The sequence below is a fragment of the Haladaptatus sp. T7 genome (assembly GCF_026008575.1).
In the GTDB taxonomy this organism is placed as follows: Archaea; Halobacteriota; Halobacteria; order Halobacteriales; family Haladaptataceae; genus Haladaptatus; species Haladaptatus paucihalophilus.
Genome location: NZ_BROP01000002.1, coordinates 157,125 through 174,367, shown reverse-complemented (window position 1 = coordinate 174,367; position 17,243 = coordinate 157,125). Strand labels below are relative to the sequence as shown.

Sequence of the window (17,243 nt, the reverse complement as noted above, 5' to 3'; positions counted from 1 at the left end):
TAAGTACCGGCCGGGGCTACGGCCCAATAGTAATGAGCGCCGGGATAACTATCTCCTCGATGTCTACGTACGCCATTCTCGGTTGTGGGAGCGTCGGCTACGCCGTCGCCGAGGAACTCGTTGCACAGGGGAAGGAGGTTCTCATCGTCGACAGGGACACCGACCGCGTTGAGGCGCTCCGTGACCAGGATTTGAACGCACAGGGGGGAGACATCCGCGAGGAATCGGTCGCCGAAGAGGTCGGTGACCGCGACGTCGTGCTCATTCTCTCCTCGGACGTCGCCGCGAACAAGGAAGCCGTCTCGAACCTGCAGGCACGTGGCGGCGAGCGGTTCACCGTCGTCCGAGCGAGCGACCCGGTGTCGGCCGACGAACTCACCGAGATGGGTGCCGACGTGGTTATCAACCCCTCGTCGGTCATCGCCAACTCCGCGCTTCGGTCGCTCGAAGCGGGCGAGTTGGAGTACAAGGCGCGACAGCTGTCCGGCGTCATCGAGGACACGTCGAAAAAACTCGCGGTGCTCACGCACGACAACCCGGACCCCGACTCCATCGCCAGCGCCGCCGCGCTCCAGACCATCGCCGAAAGCCTCGGCGTCGAGGCGGACATCCTCTATCACGGCGAAATCGGGCATCAGGAGAACCGTGCGTTCGTCAACCTACTCGGCATCGAACTCCTTCAACGGGACGAGGTTGACGTCGAGAGCTACGACACGTTCGCCCTCGTGGACCACATGCGGGCGACGCAACCCGAACTCGACCACCCGGTTGATATCCTCATCGACCACTACGAACCCGATTCGGAGTACGAGGCGGAGTTCTCCGACGTTCGCCCGAACGTCAGTTCCACCTCGACCATCATGACGAAGTACGTGCAGGAGTTCGACATCAACCTGAGCGAGGAAGTCGCCACGGCGCTCCTGTACGGCATCCGGGCGGAAACGCTCGACTTCAAGCGCGACACCACGCCCGCCGACCTCACCGCGGCGGCCTACCTGTATCCCTTCGCCAACCACGACACGCTCGAACAGGTCGAGTCGCCGTCGATGTCGCCCGAGACGCTCGACGTACTCGCGGAGGCCATCACGAACCGCGAAGTACAGGGCAGTCATCTCGTCAGCAACGCGGGCTTCATCCGCGACCGCGACGCGCTGACGCAGGCCGCACAGCACCTCCTCAACCTCGAAGGCATCACGACGTCCGCCGTCTTCGGTATCGCCGACGACACCATCTACCTCGCCGCGCGGTCGAAGGACATTCGGATGAACATCGGCAACGTCCTGCAGGACGCCTTCGACAACATCGGCGAAGCCGCCGGTCACTCCACGCAGGCCAGCGCGGAGATTCCGCTCGGCATCTTCACCGGCATCGAGACGAACGAGGACAACCGCGATACGCTCCTCTCGCTCACCGAGGAAGCCGTCAAAAAGAAACTGTTCGACGCGATGGGCGTGGATGGAGAAACGAACGGAAATTAGACGACCGCTTCTTCTTCGCCGTCTTCGGATTGCTTCAGTCGTTCCACGACGTCGTTGACGAGGATGACGTCGCCGACCGCGCGTACCCACCGATACGGGATGATGACGCCGCGTCCGCCCTGAATCCGCTTGCCGAACAGTTCGTCGTTGATGCCGCCGAGCGCGAGGCCGGTCACGGCGATTTCGTTCAGGTCGAGTCGAACGTCGTCGACCTCTCCAACGAAGACGCCGTTGTTGGAGTACACCTCGCGGCCGACGAGCGTGGTGATTTCCTCTGGGGTTCCGTCCATATGAACGTGGATGGTATGCGCGGGCCTTAACTCTTGGCAGATACCGTATCGAGGACATCTTCGAACGCGTCCAATCCCTCCTTCACCGTCGCCGTATCGAGGCCGAGACTCAAGCGGAAACGGTCGCTATCGTCGAAAAAGCGGCCCGGAACGACGAGGATGTCCTCCTCCCACGCGGCCGCCGAAACCTCGTCGCCGTCGGCCGACTCGTGGGCGAAGAAACCGTAGGTACAGCCCGATGGAACGTCCCCGGAGAGGTCGTCGCGCTCGGCGACGAACGACGCGAGGAGTTCCCGGTTAGCCTCGATTCGCTCGCGCGAACCGTCCGCGAGGTCGGACTCGGCGTACAGCGCACGGCGGGTGAGGGCCATCCCGGGTGCCGAAATCGCCGGAACGTGGAACATGACCGACCGCGCACGCGAGACGAACTCGGCGTCGGCGACGAGCCACCCGACTCGAACCGGCCCGAACCCGAGGAACTTGGTCATCGAGTTCGTGACGACCGTGTTCGGGAGGTCGGCGGCGGTCGGGCCGCCGAACACGCTGGCCTCGCCGTTCGCACAGAAGGGTGCGTACACCTCGTCGACGAGGAGGGTCGCGTCGTTGTCGGCGGTAATGCGGCTCGCCTCGGCGAGCGTCTCCCGACTCGCCCCGCGTCCGCTCGGGTTGTGGCGGTTCGTGACGACGACACAGCACGTCTCCTCATCCATCGCCGCTTCGATTCGTCCGGGGTCGAGTTCGTATCCGTCCTCTTCCGGCCGTCGGAACCGGTCCACCGTGGCACCGAGGCCGTCGGGCGTCGCCACCAGCGGTTCGTAGCCCGGTTTTTCCACCATCACTCGGGGGTCCCGATGCTCGTCGTCCGCCTCGTCTGTCTCCTCGTCCGCGTTCGCGTCGTCGATTGCCGCCGCCATGGCGACGAAGTTGGCGTGGGTCGCCCCGGCCGTGACGAGGACGTTCTCCGTCCCCACGTCGTAGGCGTCGGCGATGATGGTTTCGAGGTCGAGGTCGTCCGGCGGAGACGGGAGGGCTTCGAGTTCGGGCGGGACGATGCCGTCCGGTTCCGGGACCGCCCGCCGAAGGTCGCTCGACCCGAGGTCGTGGGTCGCGGCCTCGGGACGACCGGTAATCCACTCGAGATAGTCGATATGCGGGAACATGGCGGGGGCTACGAGTACGAGGGTCTTAACGTTCGGGAAGGGTGCAAAGCGCGTCGTCGAAGGAATCAGTCGGTTCGTATCGCGTGTGGCATCGACCTCGCGTCCGCCGCGAGCGAGTCGAACCGGTCGCGGGCGTCTTCGGCCATCGGATAGACCCCGTGGTAAGGGTCGGGGTCGTCGTCCACCCCGGAAACCGTTCGGATGGCGTCCGCGATGGACTCGTAGTTGTCGCCGACGATATCGCCGACCAGCGTCGGCACGCCCGCCCGCTCACAGAGTTGGCGGGCCGCGTCGCGCCCCACGTACACCCGTTTCTCCTCGCGTTCCGCGAACACCAGCGCGAACGGCGTCTCGTCGAACTGAGCTTCGAGAAACGACTGGGCGGCGTCGTCGTCCCACGGAACCGCGCCCACGCCGCGAACCCGTCGGAGCGCGGACGCGGCGGCCGAGCAGAACGGACAGTCGCCGTCGAAGACGAGCACAGCGCGATAGTCGGTCATGCGATTCGGCGTACGTGATTTTCGCGGAAAAGCGTTCTCGCACCGGGAACAGGAGAGTCGAAGGGAAGCCGAGCGAACGAGGAGAGCCGCGAGCGCGTTCGTCCCTCACCGCTTCGAGCGTCCGGGCGGTTGGTCGTGTTCGGCCCGAACGTCGAGCATCTCCTCGTACTGGCAGGCTTCGAACGCGAGGTCCGAACGCGGTTTCGCGGTGCACGGCAGAATCATGTCTTCCTCACGGTCCTCCTCGTAGTAGCGCCGGGCGTCCGACTGGTCCACGTCGCCGGAGAGCAGTTCGGCGGCACAGGTCGTACACCAACCCTGTTGACAGTCGGCGGGGAGCCACACGCCGCTCTCCCGCGCGGCGGCGAGGAGGTATTCGTCCTCGGGCACGTCTATTTCCACCGTTTCGCCCGCCTGCTCCACGTCGCACTCCTCGGGGACCTCGATTTCGACGGTGTAGGAGCTCACGGGAGTACTTACGATCGAAGAAAAATGTGGGTGTCGGCCTTCGTGGTTCCCTACGCCGACTCGTTGAAACTGTGGTTCTTGGAGTACGGCGCGTCGCCGGGTTGGTCCCGGACGAAGTGACCGGCCGGGTTAACTTCGTCGTCGCGTTCCATCGAGAGCAGTTCGATGAACCACGCCTCGTGGTCGATTTCTTCCTGCAGAATTCGGCTGGCCATGTCGTACGTCCGCGGGTCACAACCTTGGGTCATGTCACAGACTTCGGACCACGTTCGAATCGCACACCGTTCGGCTTCGAGAAGGACTTCGAGGATGTTCTCGGCCGTCGGGTCGTCCGGCAGTTCGGCGTGCGGACAGCTCGCGCGGTCCATGAAGTCGCCGATGTTCACGGGGATGTGGCCGCCGAGTTCGTACACCCGCGGCATCACGAGTTCGAAGTGAGCGCGGTCTTCGAGACGCGCGTCCTCGGTTATTTCCTTGTAGTCCTCGTGACCCGCGAGGTGGGTGCGGAGATTGGTGTAGTAGTAGTACGTGGAGAACTCAGCCCCGATAGCGTCGATGAGCGTCTCACGAATTTCTTCCGGGTCCCCACCCCGCTCCCGAATGACCTGCATACCGACTCGGTCGCTCGTGTCGCCCGGCGATACGCTTCCGGAACCGTGTTTCTTGTCGTCTGACATAGTTTCTGACCTCCTCATAGCACAGGATTCCAATTTCCTTAAGATTTTCTTCTGAATACTGGCCAAAATTTTCAAGTGAGCAAAAACAATTTGCATATTATTCGTTTCGGCGGAGTTTCCCACCTCGGAACGTTACCGACCGGTAGAGGGAGGTGGAACGGAGAAATGTACGCGTTGAACGGTCTCCACCACGATTACGGACGGTGACGAATTCACCCGTAATCGGTAATTACTCAAGAGGGTAGTTCGCATTGAACCATACACTTCCCGGTGGGCGACTGGCCGACGTGAATAACCCCCCACTTCCGGGAGCAACGCCCCCATACCGTCTGCTTTCTCTTGGGGTGATGCGGGAAATTCCAATTTATTTCCTATAATTATCATTTAGAAAAAGCTATCGTCGGGCGGTTCCTCCGGACTGATGCGATGTCCGAAAGTAATGACACGTTAACGACGTACCTCGCGGAGAACCCACGAATGATCGGCGTGCTGTTCGCCATCTGCCTGCTGCTCACGCAGACCGGTAGCGTGGCGGCGGCGGCGGGCGGAACGATTCGGTAATCACCGTTTTTATAGCAGTCCCAGATTTAATTCGGTCGACCACGTGAGGTCGCCATCGACGATCACCGGTATCTGTTCGAGGCGGAGAAACTGAACCAGCGTCTCCTTGTCAACCGAGAACGTGCTCACCTCCCCGCCGCTCAAAAAGTAGGTGTCGATGTCGTTGATGAACGGAGTGAAGAGGGCACCCATCCCAGACTCGACCGTCGGATACGTCAGTATCCGCAGTTCGTAGCGCCCGTCGTTTCCGTCCGCGTCCAGATGGCAGACGAACGGTGTCCCGCTTTCGCTCTGGGCGATTTCGATGCTCCCGTCACCGACGACGATGTACTGATTACCGACCATCCGCTGGTCCCGAACGATGGTGAGCGCGGACCGAAGAGAGAAGCCCCGGTTCAGGAGTCGTGCGATGGTTCGACCGACCGCTATCGCGCTCTTGTTCGTGATTTCGCTGTAGGTGACGACGCCGCCGATACTCCCGGAATCGATGAGTTCGAGCCCCTGTTCGTACGACCGACACCCGTTCAACAAGAAGGTATCGACCGCAACGCCGTCGACCGATCCGACGTCGAGTTTTCCGTCCCGACAGATGAAATGGCCGTCCTCTACGTGACCGATGTAGTGGAGGAAGTCGGTTGGGGTGGCGAGTACCGACGCCAGTTCGTCCACCGAGAGGTTCCGATGAACGTCGATGTCGAACGCGAGTTCGTCCCGTTTCCCGTAGAGTGCGTCCCCCGCGTCGTACTCCGCGCTCATCTCCGGTTCGTTACACACCACCGTGATGTCGATACCGTCGGTCGAGGACGAGCGCTCCAATCTGTTCTCGAACGCGCGTTCTATCAGCTTGTTTGCGCCGATGGGCATCCCCTCGCCGAGCCACGCGCGTTCCAACGAATTCGTCGAGGTCGGCGCGACGTACCGGCCGGGGTCGGCGGGACGGTCCTCCCGTCGTGATCCTCCGCCGCGCAGAAAACTGTCGATCGGGTCGGGAACCTCCGGTGCCGGTTCGTGGCGCTCGTCCTCTCTCGGCGACGAGATGAACGAAAGGTTGTTCACCAGATACGGAATCGACCGGACGTTGGCGATATCGTCCGTAACCGTCGTCGACAACAACCACGTCGGGACGTGCTCCCGAACGACGTCGAACGGAATATCGAGATACGTTTCGAGTTGCTCGGCGAGGTCCAGTTCGTACAACTCGTCGAACGAGAGGTCGAGAAGCGGTTCTATCACGCGTCGCTCGTGAAGCGGTATCCGATACAATCCCTCGGTCCGCGTCACACAGTCGAAAAACAGCGACTGCGCGAGAACCCGTTCGATTTCTCCCTCGTATCCCCGTTCGTGGTGGTCGAGGGGGTGAACGAAGCCGCGGTCCGTCACGAGCCTCGGTTCGTCGCCCGGAACCACGGTCGCACCGAGATAGTACGCGAGGGTGCTCGCCGAATATATCATCGGTAGTTCGGGAGGAAGCTCGATTCGGACCCCCGTCTCCGGCGGCGAGAGTTCGTCAGGGACGTGCAGTTCGTCCCCGAGTTCGATTCGAGGGGGATGGCCCCTGAGCGACGGGAGCGACCGCTCGCAGCTCAGCGTCTTCAACGCCGACCCGAACGTCGAAACAGCGGTCATCACGTCCCGTGGGTCCGTCGTCGTCGTCACCGTCGCTTCGGGCTGTTCGTGATAGGACCGCGCGCCGATTCGAACCCGCGTCTCCGTGCCGAAGTCGAACGCCATGTGCTCCGCCGACGACGCGAGGGTCATCTCGCCGGAGACGCGCAGGTAAATTCGGATGGGTGCGTTCAGTTCGACGAGGTACTCCCCGTCGGGAAACTGTTCGTACGAAAAATCCTCGGCTTCCCGCAGGAAGGCCCCGTCGATACCTCGGACGTGCGTGATGACGACGTACGGCAGCATGAGGCTGTCCGTCGTGACTTCGACGGCACTGTCCACCGGGAAGTGAAACTGGTCGGTATCCGTCTGTCGCGGGTCCACGGGGACTGACGTTCGAATGGGGAACTGTCTCCGATGAATCGGGTCGACGACGGTTACTCCCGGGAAGTCCGAACTTCGGCGAAATATCGGCTTCATTACTGTTCTGTAGGTTGGCTCGCTATGCGGTACTTCGCAGACATCTCATATTCTGACAGGGACCGGCGGGCGGAAACCGTTAGAGTGGGAACCACGTGGTCGTATAGTCCGTGTCGTGTAGATGCCACCGTTGCATCGGACCTCGCGCACCGACCTTCAGTTCGATTGTTCCGTCGAACAGCGGTTCGACGGCTCGAACGGGTGCGGAGTCGTATGCGCCCGGGAAGAGATACTGACCCAAGCCGGACACGTCTTCGACGGTCTTCGTAACGTCTCGCACGAACTCCTCCACCGAGGACGCCGACTTCTCCTCCGAGAGGAACTGTAATGAATCGAAACAGAATCGAAGCTGACCCGGTTCGAACCCTTTTTGCCGATATTGGAGTTCGAAGATGTCGTCCACAATCGCGGTTTCGAACTCGTCGAGCGACCCGACGACCGGCGTCACGGACGGTCTGTTCTGTCGGTTCTGCGGTCGTACTTCCGTCGCGGAACGTACCGCCGCTTCGTAGGTGAGGATGTGAGCGTGGTCGGTGTCGGCGGTCGCGCGTTCGAGACGCCCCCGGGCCGTGTCCGTATCTCGTCCGTAGAGCGCGAACAGATGCGTTCTGCCGTACTCCGGCTCGCCCAAGAACTGCGCGCTCAACTCGTCGAAAACGTCGGCCGGAACGTCGCCCGTGAGCAGTACGTTCCCCCCGGACCGTTTCAATCGCCCGAGTTCCGACTCGATTTCTATCGTTCCGTCGCTGCTGACCGTGACGTAGTGACCCGCGAACGTGAACGTCACTTCGCCGTTCGCGCGCGGCGTTCCGTCGACGAGGGGTCGAAACAAGTCCTCCAGCGCGTCCGGGTCGATACGTCCGTACAGCGATTCTGGGACGTCGGTCGCACTAACCCGAGCACGGTCCGCCATCTGCTGGACGATATACGTTCCCAGCGGCACCCCGCTCCCCCAATCGTACTGCAGCCTCGCCGGTTCCTCGACGCCGCACATGAACGGCAGGGCAGCATCATCCTCCATCGAACCCATAATCTGGTATCGGTAGTAGCTGAACGGCTAAAAGCGCTTGTGCTGGTTTTGCGTTATATCAACTAACGGTATCGAAATCCAACTCGACGAGAAACCGGATTCCGTACGGGTATCCCCCATACGACCGTATATCGAACCATAGAAACAACCCAACTGACATCTATTGCGAACCCGATGAAGAACGAGCAACTGCCGGAGGATAGTTCCACCATCGGGTGATTCATGCGTATTACTGTAGTAGAACTGGTATGGGCGATACATCGGACCGTGAGGAGGGGAGACTCATGGAGTTACTACGCTTCTTGGAGGCGGTCGGTGCCGAGTCGCTCACTTCCACGGAGGACTGGGTTTTCGAACTGCTCAAAGACGAACAACGGAGATACCTCGTCCTCTATCTCAGCGAACAGGAAACCCCGACACCGATTTCGCGGGTGGCGGCGGACGTAGCGAGTCGGTGTAACGACACGCCCGTGTCGAACGTAACGCCGTCCGAGCAGGAGCGAGTGCGCGTTCGACTCGAACAGGAGCACCTGCCACGTCTCGGGGACTACGGAATCATCTCGTGGTCGTACGGGGAGGACGTCGTGGACCCGATTCCGTCGCTGTTGAGCTCGGACGAAGAGTAGCGTTCCGTGGTTCGGCCCGCCAAAGCTCGCTCGGCCGGGTCCCGTCGTGACATGCGCGATGGACGAAACCGGTTAGAGCGTCCACTGCCAACCCCCTCGCAGTGCAGGACACCATCGACTGGCTTCGCGGGCGACCCTACTACGAGGGGCAAATCGCTCGCCACGAAACCGTTTCGGGGAACGACGGCGAGTTTCGGGACCTCCCGCTCGAATCGCGGTTGGAGTCGGCCCTCGAAAAGCGCGGCATCGACCGACTCTACCGCCACCAAGCCGAGGCAGTGGAGTCGGTCCGCGACGGGAAAAACGCCGTCATCGCCACGCAAACCGCGAGCGGCAAGAGCCTCGCCTACACGATTCCGGCGTTCGAGCGCGCGATGGATCACGGCGGTCGAACCCTCTACATCGCGCCGCAGAACGCTCTCATCAACGACCAAGAGGAAACGCTGTCCGAACTCGCCCGCGACTTGGGCTTTGGGAGTCGCGTCTCGATAGCCCAGTACACCGGCCGACTCGACAAGAACGAAAAGCGGGCCGTACGCGACCGAATGCCGACCGTCGTGCTCACGACGCCCGACATGCTCCACTACGCCCTGCTTCCGTACGCGCATCGCCTGTGGGACTGGTTTTTCAAGGGGTTGGAGACGGTCGTCATCGACGAAGTTCACGAGTATCGCGGGGTCTTCGGTAGTCACGTCGCGCTCGTCCTCCGCCGACTCGCCCGCGTCTGTGAGCGGTTCGACGCCGACCCGCAGTTCGTCTGCTGTTCCGCGACCATCGGTAATCCGGTCGAACACGCGAGCGCCGTGACCGGCCAGCCCGAACCCTCGTTCGACCTCGTGGACGAGAACACGAGTCGGACCGGACCGACGCACTGGCTCCTCTGGAACCCGCCGGAGTACGAGGACGACCGGTACGGCGGCACGAAGCGGCGGAAATCGAACCACGGCGAGACGAAGCGCATCTTCGCCGACCTCGTGGGACGGGACTGCCAGACGTTGGTCTTCACCCGCGCTCGACAGGCCGCGGAACGGTACGCGATGGAGAGCGCCGACGAACTTCGACGGCGAGGGGACGGCGACCTCGCCAACGACATCGCGGCGTATCAGGCGGCCCTGCGGAACGACCGCCGTCGAGAACTGGAGGACGGCCTCCATTCCGGGAACGTCCGGGGCGCGTGGAGCACGAACGCGCTGGAACTCGGCGTCGATATCGGGGGACTGGACGCGGTGCTGCTCGACGGCTATCCCGGCACGCGCATGGCGACGTTCCAGCAGGCCGGACGGGCGGGGCGGGGGACCGACCCCAGCCTCGTCGCGCTCGTCGCGGGCGAGGACCAACTGGACCAGTACCTGATGGCGAACCCGGACGAGTTCTTCTCCGGCGACCCCGAGCGGGCGGTCGTCAATCCCGAAAACGCGGAACTGCTCCCCTCCCACGTCACCTCCGCGGCCCGCGAGACGTGGCTCTCGCCGGAGGACGAGACCTATTTCGGCCCGGATTTTCCCGAACTCGTCGCCGACCTCGAAGCGCGCGGCGAACTCGAACGGCGGCAAACGAGCGGCGGGGTCCGCTGGGTGTACGACGGCGACGGAAGTCCCCAGCACGAGATGAGCCTTCGCACCATCGACGACCGCGAAATCGACCTGCTCGACCGTTCGCGGGGTGACGTCATCGCCTCCCTCCCGTTCAGCGACGCGCTCAACGACGCCCACCCCGGCGCGATATACCACCAGCAGGGCCAGTCCTACGAGGTGGTCGACCTCGACCTGTCGCGGGACGTCGCCGAACTCTCGCCGACGTGGGCGGACTACCACACGAAGACGCTGACGGACAAGGAGATAACCGTCGAGGAGGATTTGTCGGAAAAGTCGCTCCCGACCCGCGAGGACTGCACCGTCCGGTTCGCCGACGTGACGATGCGAAAGCGAATCACCGGGTTCGAGCGCCGGGATGCAAAGCGCGGCGAGACGCTGGGACGCGAGTCGCTCTCCCTGCCGGAACTCACGCTCCGAACCAAGGCGCTCTACTTCACGATCCCCGACGACCTGGAGCGTGAACTGCGGGCGATGGACGGCGACTTCAACGGCGCGATTCACGCCGCCGAGCACGGGATGATTTCGCTCTTTCCGCTCGAACTCCTCTGTGACCGCGGGGACATCGGCGGCCTCTCCACGCCGCTTCACCCGCACACCGGCACGAGCACGATTTTCATCTACGACGGCTACCCCGGCGGCGTCGGACTCACCCGAGAAGGGTACGAAACCGTCGAATCGCTCATGACGAACACGCGGGAGATGCTTCGCGCGTGCGACTGCGAGTCGGGGTGCCCGTCCTGCGTACAGTCGCCCCAGTGCGGGAACGCGAACGACCCGCTCGACAAACGACTCGCCGAACACCTCCTCGCCGACCTCACGGTCTGAGTCGCAACGCTTTTAGGCTGTCCTAAACCTAAATTAGGTTAGCCTAAATATGGACGACATCCTCCGGCGAACCCGACGCGAAATCGAGGAGCTATCCGTCGAATCCGGTCCGTTCTCCGTCGCCGCCGCCGAAACCGGCGAGTGTCCGACTCCGATTACCGGCACGCGCTTCGAAACTCACGACGACGCCGCACGTGCCGCGGACCTCGCACGCGAGTATCGAAACGCCCTCCGCGACCACGACCCGGACCTGCCGACGTACCGCTTCGTCGTCACGGAACTCTCGACCGAACACCTCCAGATGGTCGGCGTCCGCGAGCGGACCGACGGCGTTCGCGCCAACGGACTCCCGCAAACACAGCGGTCCGTTACCGTCACCAGCGACCGCGAAGGCGCGTGGCTACGGATGGAAAACGCGCCGCTCGTTCACCTCGCGCGTGACTGTGGACCGGTCGGTGACGACGCCGTTGGCCGTCAGCTCGACTCGAAACTCTGAGACGTCAGCGGATTTCCTCCCGAAGCTCCGGGATGAGGTCGAACTCTCGGTTCGTATCGCCCAGCACGAGTAGCGAAAAGTAGCCGAGATACGTCCGAATCGGCACGCGAACCAGCGCGAGCGCGAAGAGAAGGCAGGCGACGTATCCGAGAACGAGCGCGCCGAACAGGACCAGCGCCACCGGATTCGAGAGCGTCGCACTGATGGCGGCGAATCCGCCGAACGCGACGACCAACAGGACAGCGAAGATGGCGAACGGAATCAACAGGAATACCGCGATGATACCGCCCGCGATGGAGACGAGGAAGCCGACCGCGATGGCGAGGAAGAACTTGAGCACGAGGTAGACCCCGTACTGTTTCCACTCGCGGCGAAGCGTCGGCCAGAAGGCCTGCCAACCCGCTATCACGCCTCGCTCCTGAAGTATCATCACGGGAACGACGAAGTTCGTCGTCAGCCCGTCCACGAGCGCGACGAACAGGGCGAGCAGTATGAACACGGGGATGAACACCAGCACCGTCCCGGCCGCGATGGACGGCGAACCAGCCGAAAACACCGGGACGGTGACGAGGATGAGGACGCCGATGGGCAGTACGACGACGAGAAAGAGGACGAGTCGAAACACGAACAGGCGAAGCCCCTGTCCGAAGTATCGACTCATGTATCGCCGAACGTGAACCTCCCGTGAGCGAAGCGACTCCACGAATGCGAACTCCATCATCGACCCGATGAGGGTGAACAACAGCCCCAGAAGGACGGCGACGATGATGACCGCCGCGACCACTAGCAGAATCGTGTCGGTGGGTATCGAGACGTCACCGCCGCCCGGCGGACTCGGGGGCGTCGGAACCGGGTCGTTCGACCCGGAGGAGAACTGCATGCCCCCCTGAAACGGGGAGGACGAACTGGCCCCTCCGAGGAAGAACACCACGATGGCGAGTCGAAGCCACGTTCCCGCGTCGAACGGGAAGAGGAACTCCCGCGTTCCCTCGATGGCGTCGTCCAGCGCCTCGACGGCGTACCATGACATGCGTAGCTGTTGTGCGTCTTGATAGTTAAACTATCGGACAGACCGACTCATAACGTGAGCGACGTACTCCTCGGGAAGCAGGAGGACGTTGTACGTGAACGTGGTCTGTACCCCCACGACCAGAAACGCGACGAGTCCGTGAAGCACGAACGTCAGAAGATAGCTGACGAGGAGGTTGCCGACGGTGGCGACGACGTGGACGAACGAGGTCGCTCGTATCTCCGTCGTCACGTTGGGTTCGACCGTGAACTCGCCGAACGTGAGGAAAGCGAGGAAGGCGAACGCCACGACGGCACCGCCGACGTAGGCGAACACCTCCGATGCGGTCGGCGTGCCGAAGCGAGTCAGAAGGAGCGCACCGCCGCCCCAGATAGAAAGCGTGTAGCCGTACGCCCGTACTTCCGAGAGCAGGTTTCTGGCAAGTCGGCGTCTCGGGGTCATACCCGACATTGAACCGGCTGAAAGAAATGCGTAGTGGGCTATTCGACGATTATGTCGTCGATATGCGAACTGACCGTCTGACAGAGGAGTTCCGCGAAACCGGTTTGGGAACTCCAGATGGCGCTTTCGCGCTCGCCGAGGATGCTGATGAGCACGGTATCGTCGTCCACGATGAGGATGCGCCCTGCAGGGGCCCCCTCCGGCTTGTCGTGACGAACGACGAACCGTAGCCCATCGAATCGGTCCCGCAGCGACGGGTCCTGCGAGACGACGAGAACGTCAACGCCCGCAGTCGCCCGTTCCCGAAGTATCTCCGTGAGTTTCTCCGTGACCAGCGATTCGTCGTGAAGGCCGAAGACGATTCTCGATTCGGCTTCCGCCACCAACTGGCAGATTCGGCTGCTGACGGCATCCTTGCCGTCGACCGACCACACGTCTTCGCGCTCCTCGTCGCTATCGACGAACTCGTTTTTCGCCGATTCGAGGTAATCGAACGCGCGTTCTTGCGTCCGCTCGAACTGGTCGCGGAGGAGCGACTTCGCCGCCTCCAAACTCACCGGTCGATACTGAATCGGCTTGGACTGTTTTACCTCCACCAAGCCGCGCTCCTGGAGGTCTTCGGCCGCGCCGTACACCTGTGACCGCGGTACGTCGGTGACGCCGTGGATGTCCCGCGCGGTCCCGGTCCCCAGCTTCTGTAGCGCGACGAACACCTTGGCCTCGTAGTTCGAGAGGCCGAGGTCGGTCAGCGCGTCGATGGCGTCAACTTCGTCCATGTCAGTCCTCACTCGGGGTTGGAGCACCTTCGGACTTCAGGTCGATGCTGCCGCGAGCGCCCGGTCCGAAGTAGCGCGTCCAGACGACGAGCAGACTCGGGAGAACCAACACGCTGGCGATGAACGCGTAGATGATGGTCAGTCCCGTGATGATGCCGAACTGCTGGAGCGCGGGCAGGATGGCGAAGGCGAGCACGCCGAAACCACCCACGGTCGTCGCCGCGCTTCCCAACAGCGCGCCGCCGGTTCCGGTGAGGCTGACGTGCATCGCCTCCCACACCGAGCCCTGTCGTTCGAGTTCGACGTTGTAGCGCTCGGAGAGGTGGATGCTGTAGGCGACACCCAACCCGACGGTGAGGCTCGTAATCATGCCCGTCAGGACGTTGAACGGCATTCCGAGGAGGTACATCGTCCCCAGAATCCACGCGACGCTGAACACGACGGGGAGCAGGGTGACCGCTCCGAGGGTCGCGCTACCTTCCGTGATGCGGTAGATGAGCATCAGGAACGCGAACACGGCGACCATCGTGATGATGAGGCTCTCGATGACCGTGTTGAGCAGGTCGTCCTGCACGATTTCGAAGACGATGGACTGGCCCGTCGCGGTTGCGGTGAGGCCGTCGAAGTTGTCGGCGACCTCACGCATCTGGGTCGTGACCGCCGAACTCGACGCGCCACCCTTCAGCGAGATGGTGACGCGAAGCGCCTCGTAGTTGCCGTCCTCGCGGTAGATGACGCCAGCGGCGTCGTCGGGCGCGGCGGCGAATAGCCCGTCGTAAACCGTCTCCAGGTTCTCGTCGGGCACGCCGTCACCGTCCGTATCCGCCGCGGTGAACGTCTGATTGAACGTCTCGTTCTGTGCGGCGACTTGCTTCATCACCGACAGCGGGCTCTGAACCTGTGGCTCACCGTTCGAGAGGGTGAGCGTGACGTCCTTCTTCGCCGCCTGCTCCTCCGCCCGCTTGACTTGTTCGAGCGCGTCATCACGGGTGATATCGCCCTCGACGAGTAGTTGAGCCTGAGAATCCTCCCTGACGAAGTTGTCGTTCACGAAGTCCAGGTTCTGCTTGGCGGAGTAGTTCCCGGGCTTGAACGGTTCCGGGAGCTGTTTCGTCCAGTGTGGCGGGCTACTGGCGAGGAAGTCCTCCTGCGAGAAACTCGTGTCCACTTTCGTCGCCCCGTAGCCGCCCGCCGCGCTGACGAGCAGCGTGAGGACGATGACCACGAGCGGCGCTTTCCGCGCCGCGGTCGCGCCCACGGTCAGGATGCTTCCGAGCGCGCCGCCGCCGGTACCGAACGCGCGCTTTTTGCGGTTGAAGCCGCGCGATTCGAGGAACCCGTCGAGTTCCAGTTTGAGGGCGGGAATCAAGCCGCCGAAGATAATCAGCGCCGCGACGATACCGACCGAACTCACGATACCGAAGTCCTGAATCGGCGGCAGCGGGCTGACCAGATTCGAGAGGAAGCCGATGACCGTCGTCGCGGTCACCCACGTCAGGGCCGCGCCGACGCTGACGAGCGCGACGCGCATCGACCCGCGAACGTCCTCGTCGGGGTTCGTCTCCCGCTCCTCGCGGTGGCGCATGAAGACGTGAATCGCGTAGTCGATTGCCAGTCCGATGAGGAGGACGGGCACCGCGATGAACATCTGGTTGAACGTGATGCCTGCCCAGCCCATGAAGCCGAATGTCCAGACGAGGACGAAGGCGATTCCGAGGATGCCGAGCAGGATGTCGAGGACGTCGCGGTAGGCGATGATGAGCGTCAGGATGACGAACAACAGCGCCAGCGGCCCGACGATGGCGAGGCTATCTGCCATCGACTGGTTGATCTCCTCGCTGATGATGCCGCTCCCGAAGACGAGCGCCTCGTGGTCGAACTCCTCGTCCGCGATGGTCTTCATCCCCTGCTGGGTGGAGACGAGCACGTCGGAGGCCTGTCCCTCCATCGACGACTGGCTCTCCTGTTTCTGGAAGATGACCAACATCGTCGCGTTCGCCTCCGTCGACCCGGTGTCGTAGGACGTCGGCATGAACGCCAACGCTTGGCTCGCCATGCCGCCCGAACTGCCGCCGTCGTCGGAGAGCACGGCCTTCGTCAGCGAATCGATCTGCGACTGGTTCATCGACTGCAACTGGTCGAGTTGCTCGGCGAGCGTCGGCATCGAGCCGTTTTCGAGCGCGCTCCGCTTTTGCTGCAGTTTCTCGCTCTGCTCGCCGAGTTTCTCATACTCGTCCGCCAGCACGCCTTGGGTGCCGAGTTTGTACACCTTGCCGAACTGCGACTGGATTTCGCCTGCCTGCTGCTTGTAGGTCGATTCGTTGATGTCGCCCGACCGGTAGGAGGCGTTCAAGCCGTCGAGTTTGGCCTGCAAGCCGCGCGCCTGCTGTGCGGACTTGTTGAACGTCGCCGACTGCTCGGCCGAGAGGTTCGCGGTGGCTGTCGCCCGCACCTGTGAGAGTTGAGCTTCGATTTTCGCCGACTGCTGGCGATACGATTCGTTGTCCACGTCGCCCGACTGATGGGACGCGTTCAACTGGTCGTATTTTCCCTGCAGCGCGCGCGTCTGATTCAGTGCGTCGCTCAGTCCGGCGGCCGTCCGGTTGAGTTGCTGGCTGCGCTGTTGGAGTTTCGCACCAGACGCTTTGAGCTCCGCGACCTTCTGCTGTTGAATCGCGGAGATGGCGATGACGTTCGCGACGCCGGTGGAGGCGGTTCCCTCCGCCAGCGTCTCGTTGATGGTTTGATTGTCCCGAAGGCGCTGTTGGAACTGTAACGAGTTCACCATCGCCTCCTTCGACAGGACGTTATCGCCCTTGAGGATTACCTGTACGGTGGTCGTATTCTCGTTCCCCGTCGTGAAGTTCGAGTTGATGTAGTTCAGTTTCTTCGCGGCCGGACTGTCGCTCTGGAACTGGTCGAGCGACGAGGACTGCTCTATCATCGGCGCGCCCGCCCCGACGAGAATCGTCGCAACGAGAAGCACGGCGATGATGGCCCGACTGTGCTTGGTTACGTTTTCGAAAAGCCGGTCGAGAAGCGTCACGGACGCCCTCCTCGGCTATGTAGCTGTAATGCCATAGCTGTTGTTAGAATACTACTGACAGCCCCACCAAAAAGATGGAGGTTTCGGTTTCTAGTATGACATAAAGTCACAAACACATTTCCGGTACAACGAAGAAACGGTCCAATCAGAGCACGTACA

At 62.4% G+C, this 17,243-nt stretch carries 16 protein-coding genes; 5 read left to right on the top strand and 11 right to left on the bottom strand.

What is annotated here, in order from left to right:
* Window positions 1–32 precede the first annotated feature (32 nt).
* A complete protein-coding gene (locus OPC11_RS06885; protein ID WP_007979089.1) occupies window positions 33–1,478 on the top strand; it encodes a DHH family phosphoesterase in 1,446 nt (481 codons plus the stop codon).
* Here OPC11_RS06885 and OPC11_RS06880 read toward each other — a convergent pair.
* From OPC11_RS06880 to dps, 5 genes are all read right to left on the bottom strand, one after another.
* On the bottom strand, window positions 1,475–1,768 hold the full coding sequence (locus OPC11_RS06880) for a PRC-barrel domain-containing protein (RefSeq protein WP_007979088.1): 294 nt from the start codon (window positions 1,766–1,768) through the stop codon (window positions 1,475–1,477). The genes OPC11_RS06885 and OPC11_RS06880 overlap by 4 nt on opposite strands.
* A gap of 26 nt (window positions 1,769–1,794) precedes the next feature.
* Window positions 1,795–2,928 (bottom strand): pyridoxal phosphate-dependent aminotransferase, encoded by a 1,134-nt coding sequence (locus OPC11_RS06875; protein WP_007979087.1) that lies wholly within the window; start codon window positions 2,926–2,928, stop codon window positions 1,795–1,797.
* Between the two features lie 65 nt (window positions 2,929–2,993).
* Window positions 2,994–3,428, bottom strand: a complete 435-nt coding sequence (locus tag OPC11_RS06870; protein WP_264781440.1) for a DUF393 domain-containing protein — start codon at window positions 3,426–3,428, stop codon at window positions 2,994–2,996.
* A 105-nt stretch (window positions 3,429–3,533) separates the two neighbouring features.
* Window positions 3,534–3,896 carry a 2Fe-2S iron-sulfur cluster binding domain-containing protein gene (locus OPC11_RS06865; RefSeq protein ID WP_007979085.1) on the bottom strand — a complete coding sequence of 121 codons (363 nt, stop codon included), beginning with the start codon at window positions 3,894–3,896 and terminating at the stop codon, window positions 3,534–3,536.
* Window positions 3,897–3,946: 50 nt separating this feature from the next.
* Window positions 3,947–4,573, bottom strand: coding sequence for a DNA protection during starvation protein (gene dps / locus OPC11_RS06860; protein ID WP_007979084.1), 627 nt, complete (start codon window positions 4,571–4,573; stop codon window positions 3,947–3,949).
* A 426-nt stretch (window positions 4,574–4,999) separates the two neighbouring features.
* Between dps and OPC11_RS06855 the strand changes: the two genes are divergently transcribed.
* Window positions 5,000–5,134, top strand: coding sequence for a hypothetical protein (locus tag OPC11_RS06855; RefSeq protein WP_264781439.1), 135 nt, complete (start codon window positions 5,000–5,002; stop codon window positions 5,132–5,134).
* A gap of 9 nt (window positions 5,135–5,143) precedes the next feature.
* Here OPC11_RS06855 and OPC11_RS06850 read toward each other — a convergent pair whose 3' ends face one another.
* Both OPC11_RS06850 and OPC11_RS06845 read right to left on the bottom strand, forming a co-directional pair.
* Window positions 5,144–7,123 (bottom strand): hypothetical protein, encoded by a 1,980-nt coding sequence (locus OPC11_RS06850; protein ID WP_264781438.1) that lies wholly within the window; start codon window positions 7,121–7,123, stop codon window positions 5,144–5,146.
* 175 nt (window positions 7,124–7,298) lie between these two features.
* On the bottom strand, window positions 7,299–8,249 hold the full coding sequence (locus OPC11_RS06845) for a HalOD1 output domain-containing protein (protein ID WP_264781437.1): 951 nt from the start codon (window positions 8,247–8,249) through the stop codon (window positions 7,299–7,301).
* A 248-nt stretch (window positions 8,250–8,497) separates the two neighbouring features.
* Between OPC11_RS06845 and OPC11_RS06840 the strand changes: the two genes are divergently transcribed.
* From OPC11_RS06840 to OPC11_RS06830, 3 genes are all read left to right on the top strand, one after another.
* Window positions 8,498–8,875: a hypothetical protein gene (locus OPC11_RS06840; RefSeq protein WP_232423705.1), complete on the top strand. Its 378-nt coding sequence runs from the start codon at window positions 8,498–8,500 to the stop codon at window positions 8,873–8,875.
* Window positions 8,876–8,976: 101 nt separating this feature from the next.
* Complete coding sequence (locus OPC11_RS06835; protein WP_264781436.1) at window positions 8,977–11,295, top strand: DEAD/DEAH box helicase; 2,319 nt, start codon at window positions 8,977–8,979, stop codon at window positions 11,293–11,295.
* Window positions 11,296–11,344: 49 nt separating this feature from the next.
* Window positions 11,345–11,791 (top strand): hypothetical protein, encoded by a 447-nt coding sequence (locus OPC11_RS06830; RefSeq protein WP_007979077.1) that lies wholly within the window; start codon window positions 11,345–11,347, stop codon window positions 11,789–11,791.
* A 4-nt stretch (window positions 11,792–11,795) separates the two neighbouring features.
* Here the strand turns inward: OPC11_RS06830 and OPC11_RS06825 are convergent, their stop codons facing one another.
* Genes OPC11_RS06825 through OPC11_RS06810 form a run of 4 tightly spaced genes read right to left on the bottom strand, consistent with a single transcriptional unit; the run spans window position 11,796 to window position 17,084 of the window.
* A complete protein-coding gene (locus OPC11_RS06825; protein ID WP_264781435.1) occupies window positions 11,796–12,821 on the bottom strand; it encodes a hypothetical protein in 1,026 nt (341 codons plus the stop codon).
* A gap of 30 nt (window positions 12,822–12,851) precedes the next feature.
* On the bottom strand, window positions 12,852–13,262 hold the full coding sequence (locus OPC11_RS06820; protein WP_264781434.1) for a hypothetical protein: 411 nt from the start codon (window positions 13,260–13,262) through the stop codon (window positions 12,852–12,854).
* 38 nt (window positions 13,263–13,300) lie between these two features.
* The gene (locus OPC11_RS06815) at window positions 13,301–14,038 is read right to left on the bottom strand and encodes a TrmB family transcriptional regulator (RefSeq protein WP_264781433.1); all 738 of its coding nucleotides are present in this window, start codon (window positions 14,036–14,038) and stop codon (window positions 13,301–13,303) included.
* Window position 14,039: 1 nt separating this feature from the next.
* Window positions 14,040–17,084 carry an MMPL family transporter gene (locus tag OPC11_RS06810; RefSeq protein ID WP_007979073.1) on the bottom strand — a complete coding sequence of 1,015 codons (3,045 nt, stop codon included), beginning with the start codon at window positions 17,082–17,084 and terminating at the stop codon, window positions 14,040–14,042.
* Between the last annotated feature and the right edge of the window lie 159 nt (window positions 17,085–17,243).

Coding starts and splice junctions, on each gene's coding strand:
- OPC11_RS06840 (WP_232423705.1), top strand. CDS start 8,498: ATGGGCGATACATCGGACCGTGAGGAGGGGAGACTCATGGAGTTACTA.
- OPC11_RS06815 (WP_264781433.1), bottom strand. CDS start 14,038: ATGGACGAAGTTGACGCCATCGACGCGCTGACCGACCTCGGCCTCTCG.
- OPC11_RS06885 (WP_007979089.1), top strand. CDS start 33: ATGAGCGCCGGGATAACTATCTCCTCGATGTCTACGTACGCCATTCTC.
- OPC11_RS06845 (WP_264781437.1), bottom strand. CDS start 8,249: ATGGGTTCGATGGAGGATGATGCTGCCCTGCCGTTCATGTGCGGCGTC.
- OPC11_RS06855 (WP_264781439.1), top strand. CDS start 5,000: ATGTCCGAAAGTAATGACACGTTAACGACGTACCTCGCGGAGAACCCA.
- OPC11_RS06880 (WP_007979088.1), bottom strand. CDS start 1,768: ATGGACGGAACCCCAGAGGAAATCACCACGCTCGTCGGCCGCGAGGTG.
- OPC11_RS06875 (WP_007979087.1), bottom strand. CDS start 2,928: ATGTTCCCGCATATCGACTATCTCGAGTGGATTACCGGTCGTCCCGAG.
- dps (WP_007979084.1), bottom strand. CDS start 4,573: ATGTCAGACGACAAGAAACACGGTTCCGGAAGCGTATCGCCGGGCGAC.
- OPC11_RS06830 (WP_007979077.1), top strand. CDS start 11,345: ATGGACGACATCCTCCGGCGAACCCGACGCGAAATCGAGGAGCTATCC.
- OPC11_RS06870 (WP_264781440.1), bottom strand. CDS start 3,428: ATGACCGACTATCGCGCTGTGCTCGTCTTCGACGGCGACTGTCCGTTC.
- OPC11_RS06820 (WP_264781434.1), bottom strand. CDS start 13,262: ATGACCCCGAGACGCCGACTTGCCAGAAACCTGCTCTCGGAAGTACGG.
- OPC11_RS06825 (WP_264781435.1), bottom strand. CDS start 12,821: ATGTCATGGTACGCCGTCGAGGCGCTGGACGACGCCATCGAGGGAACG.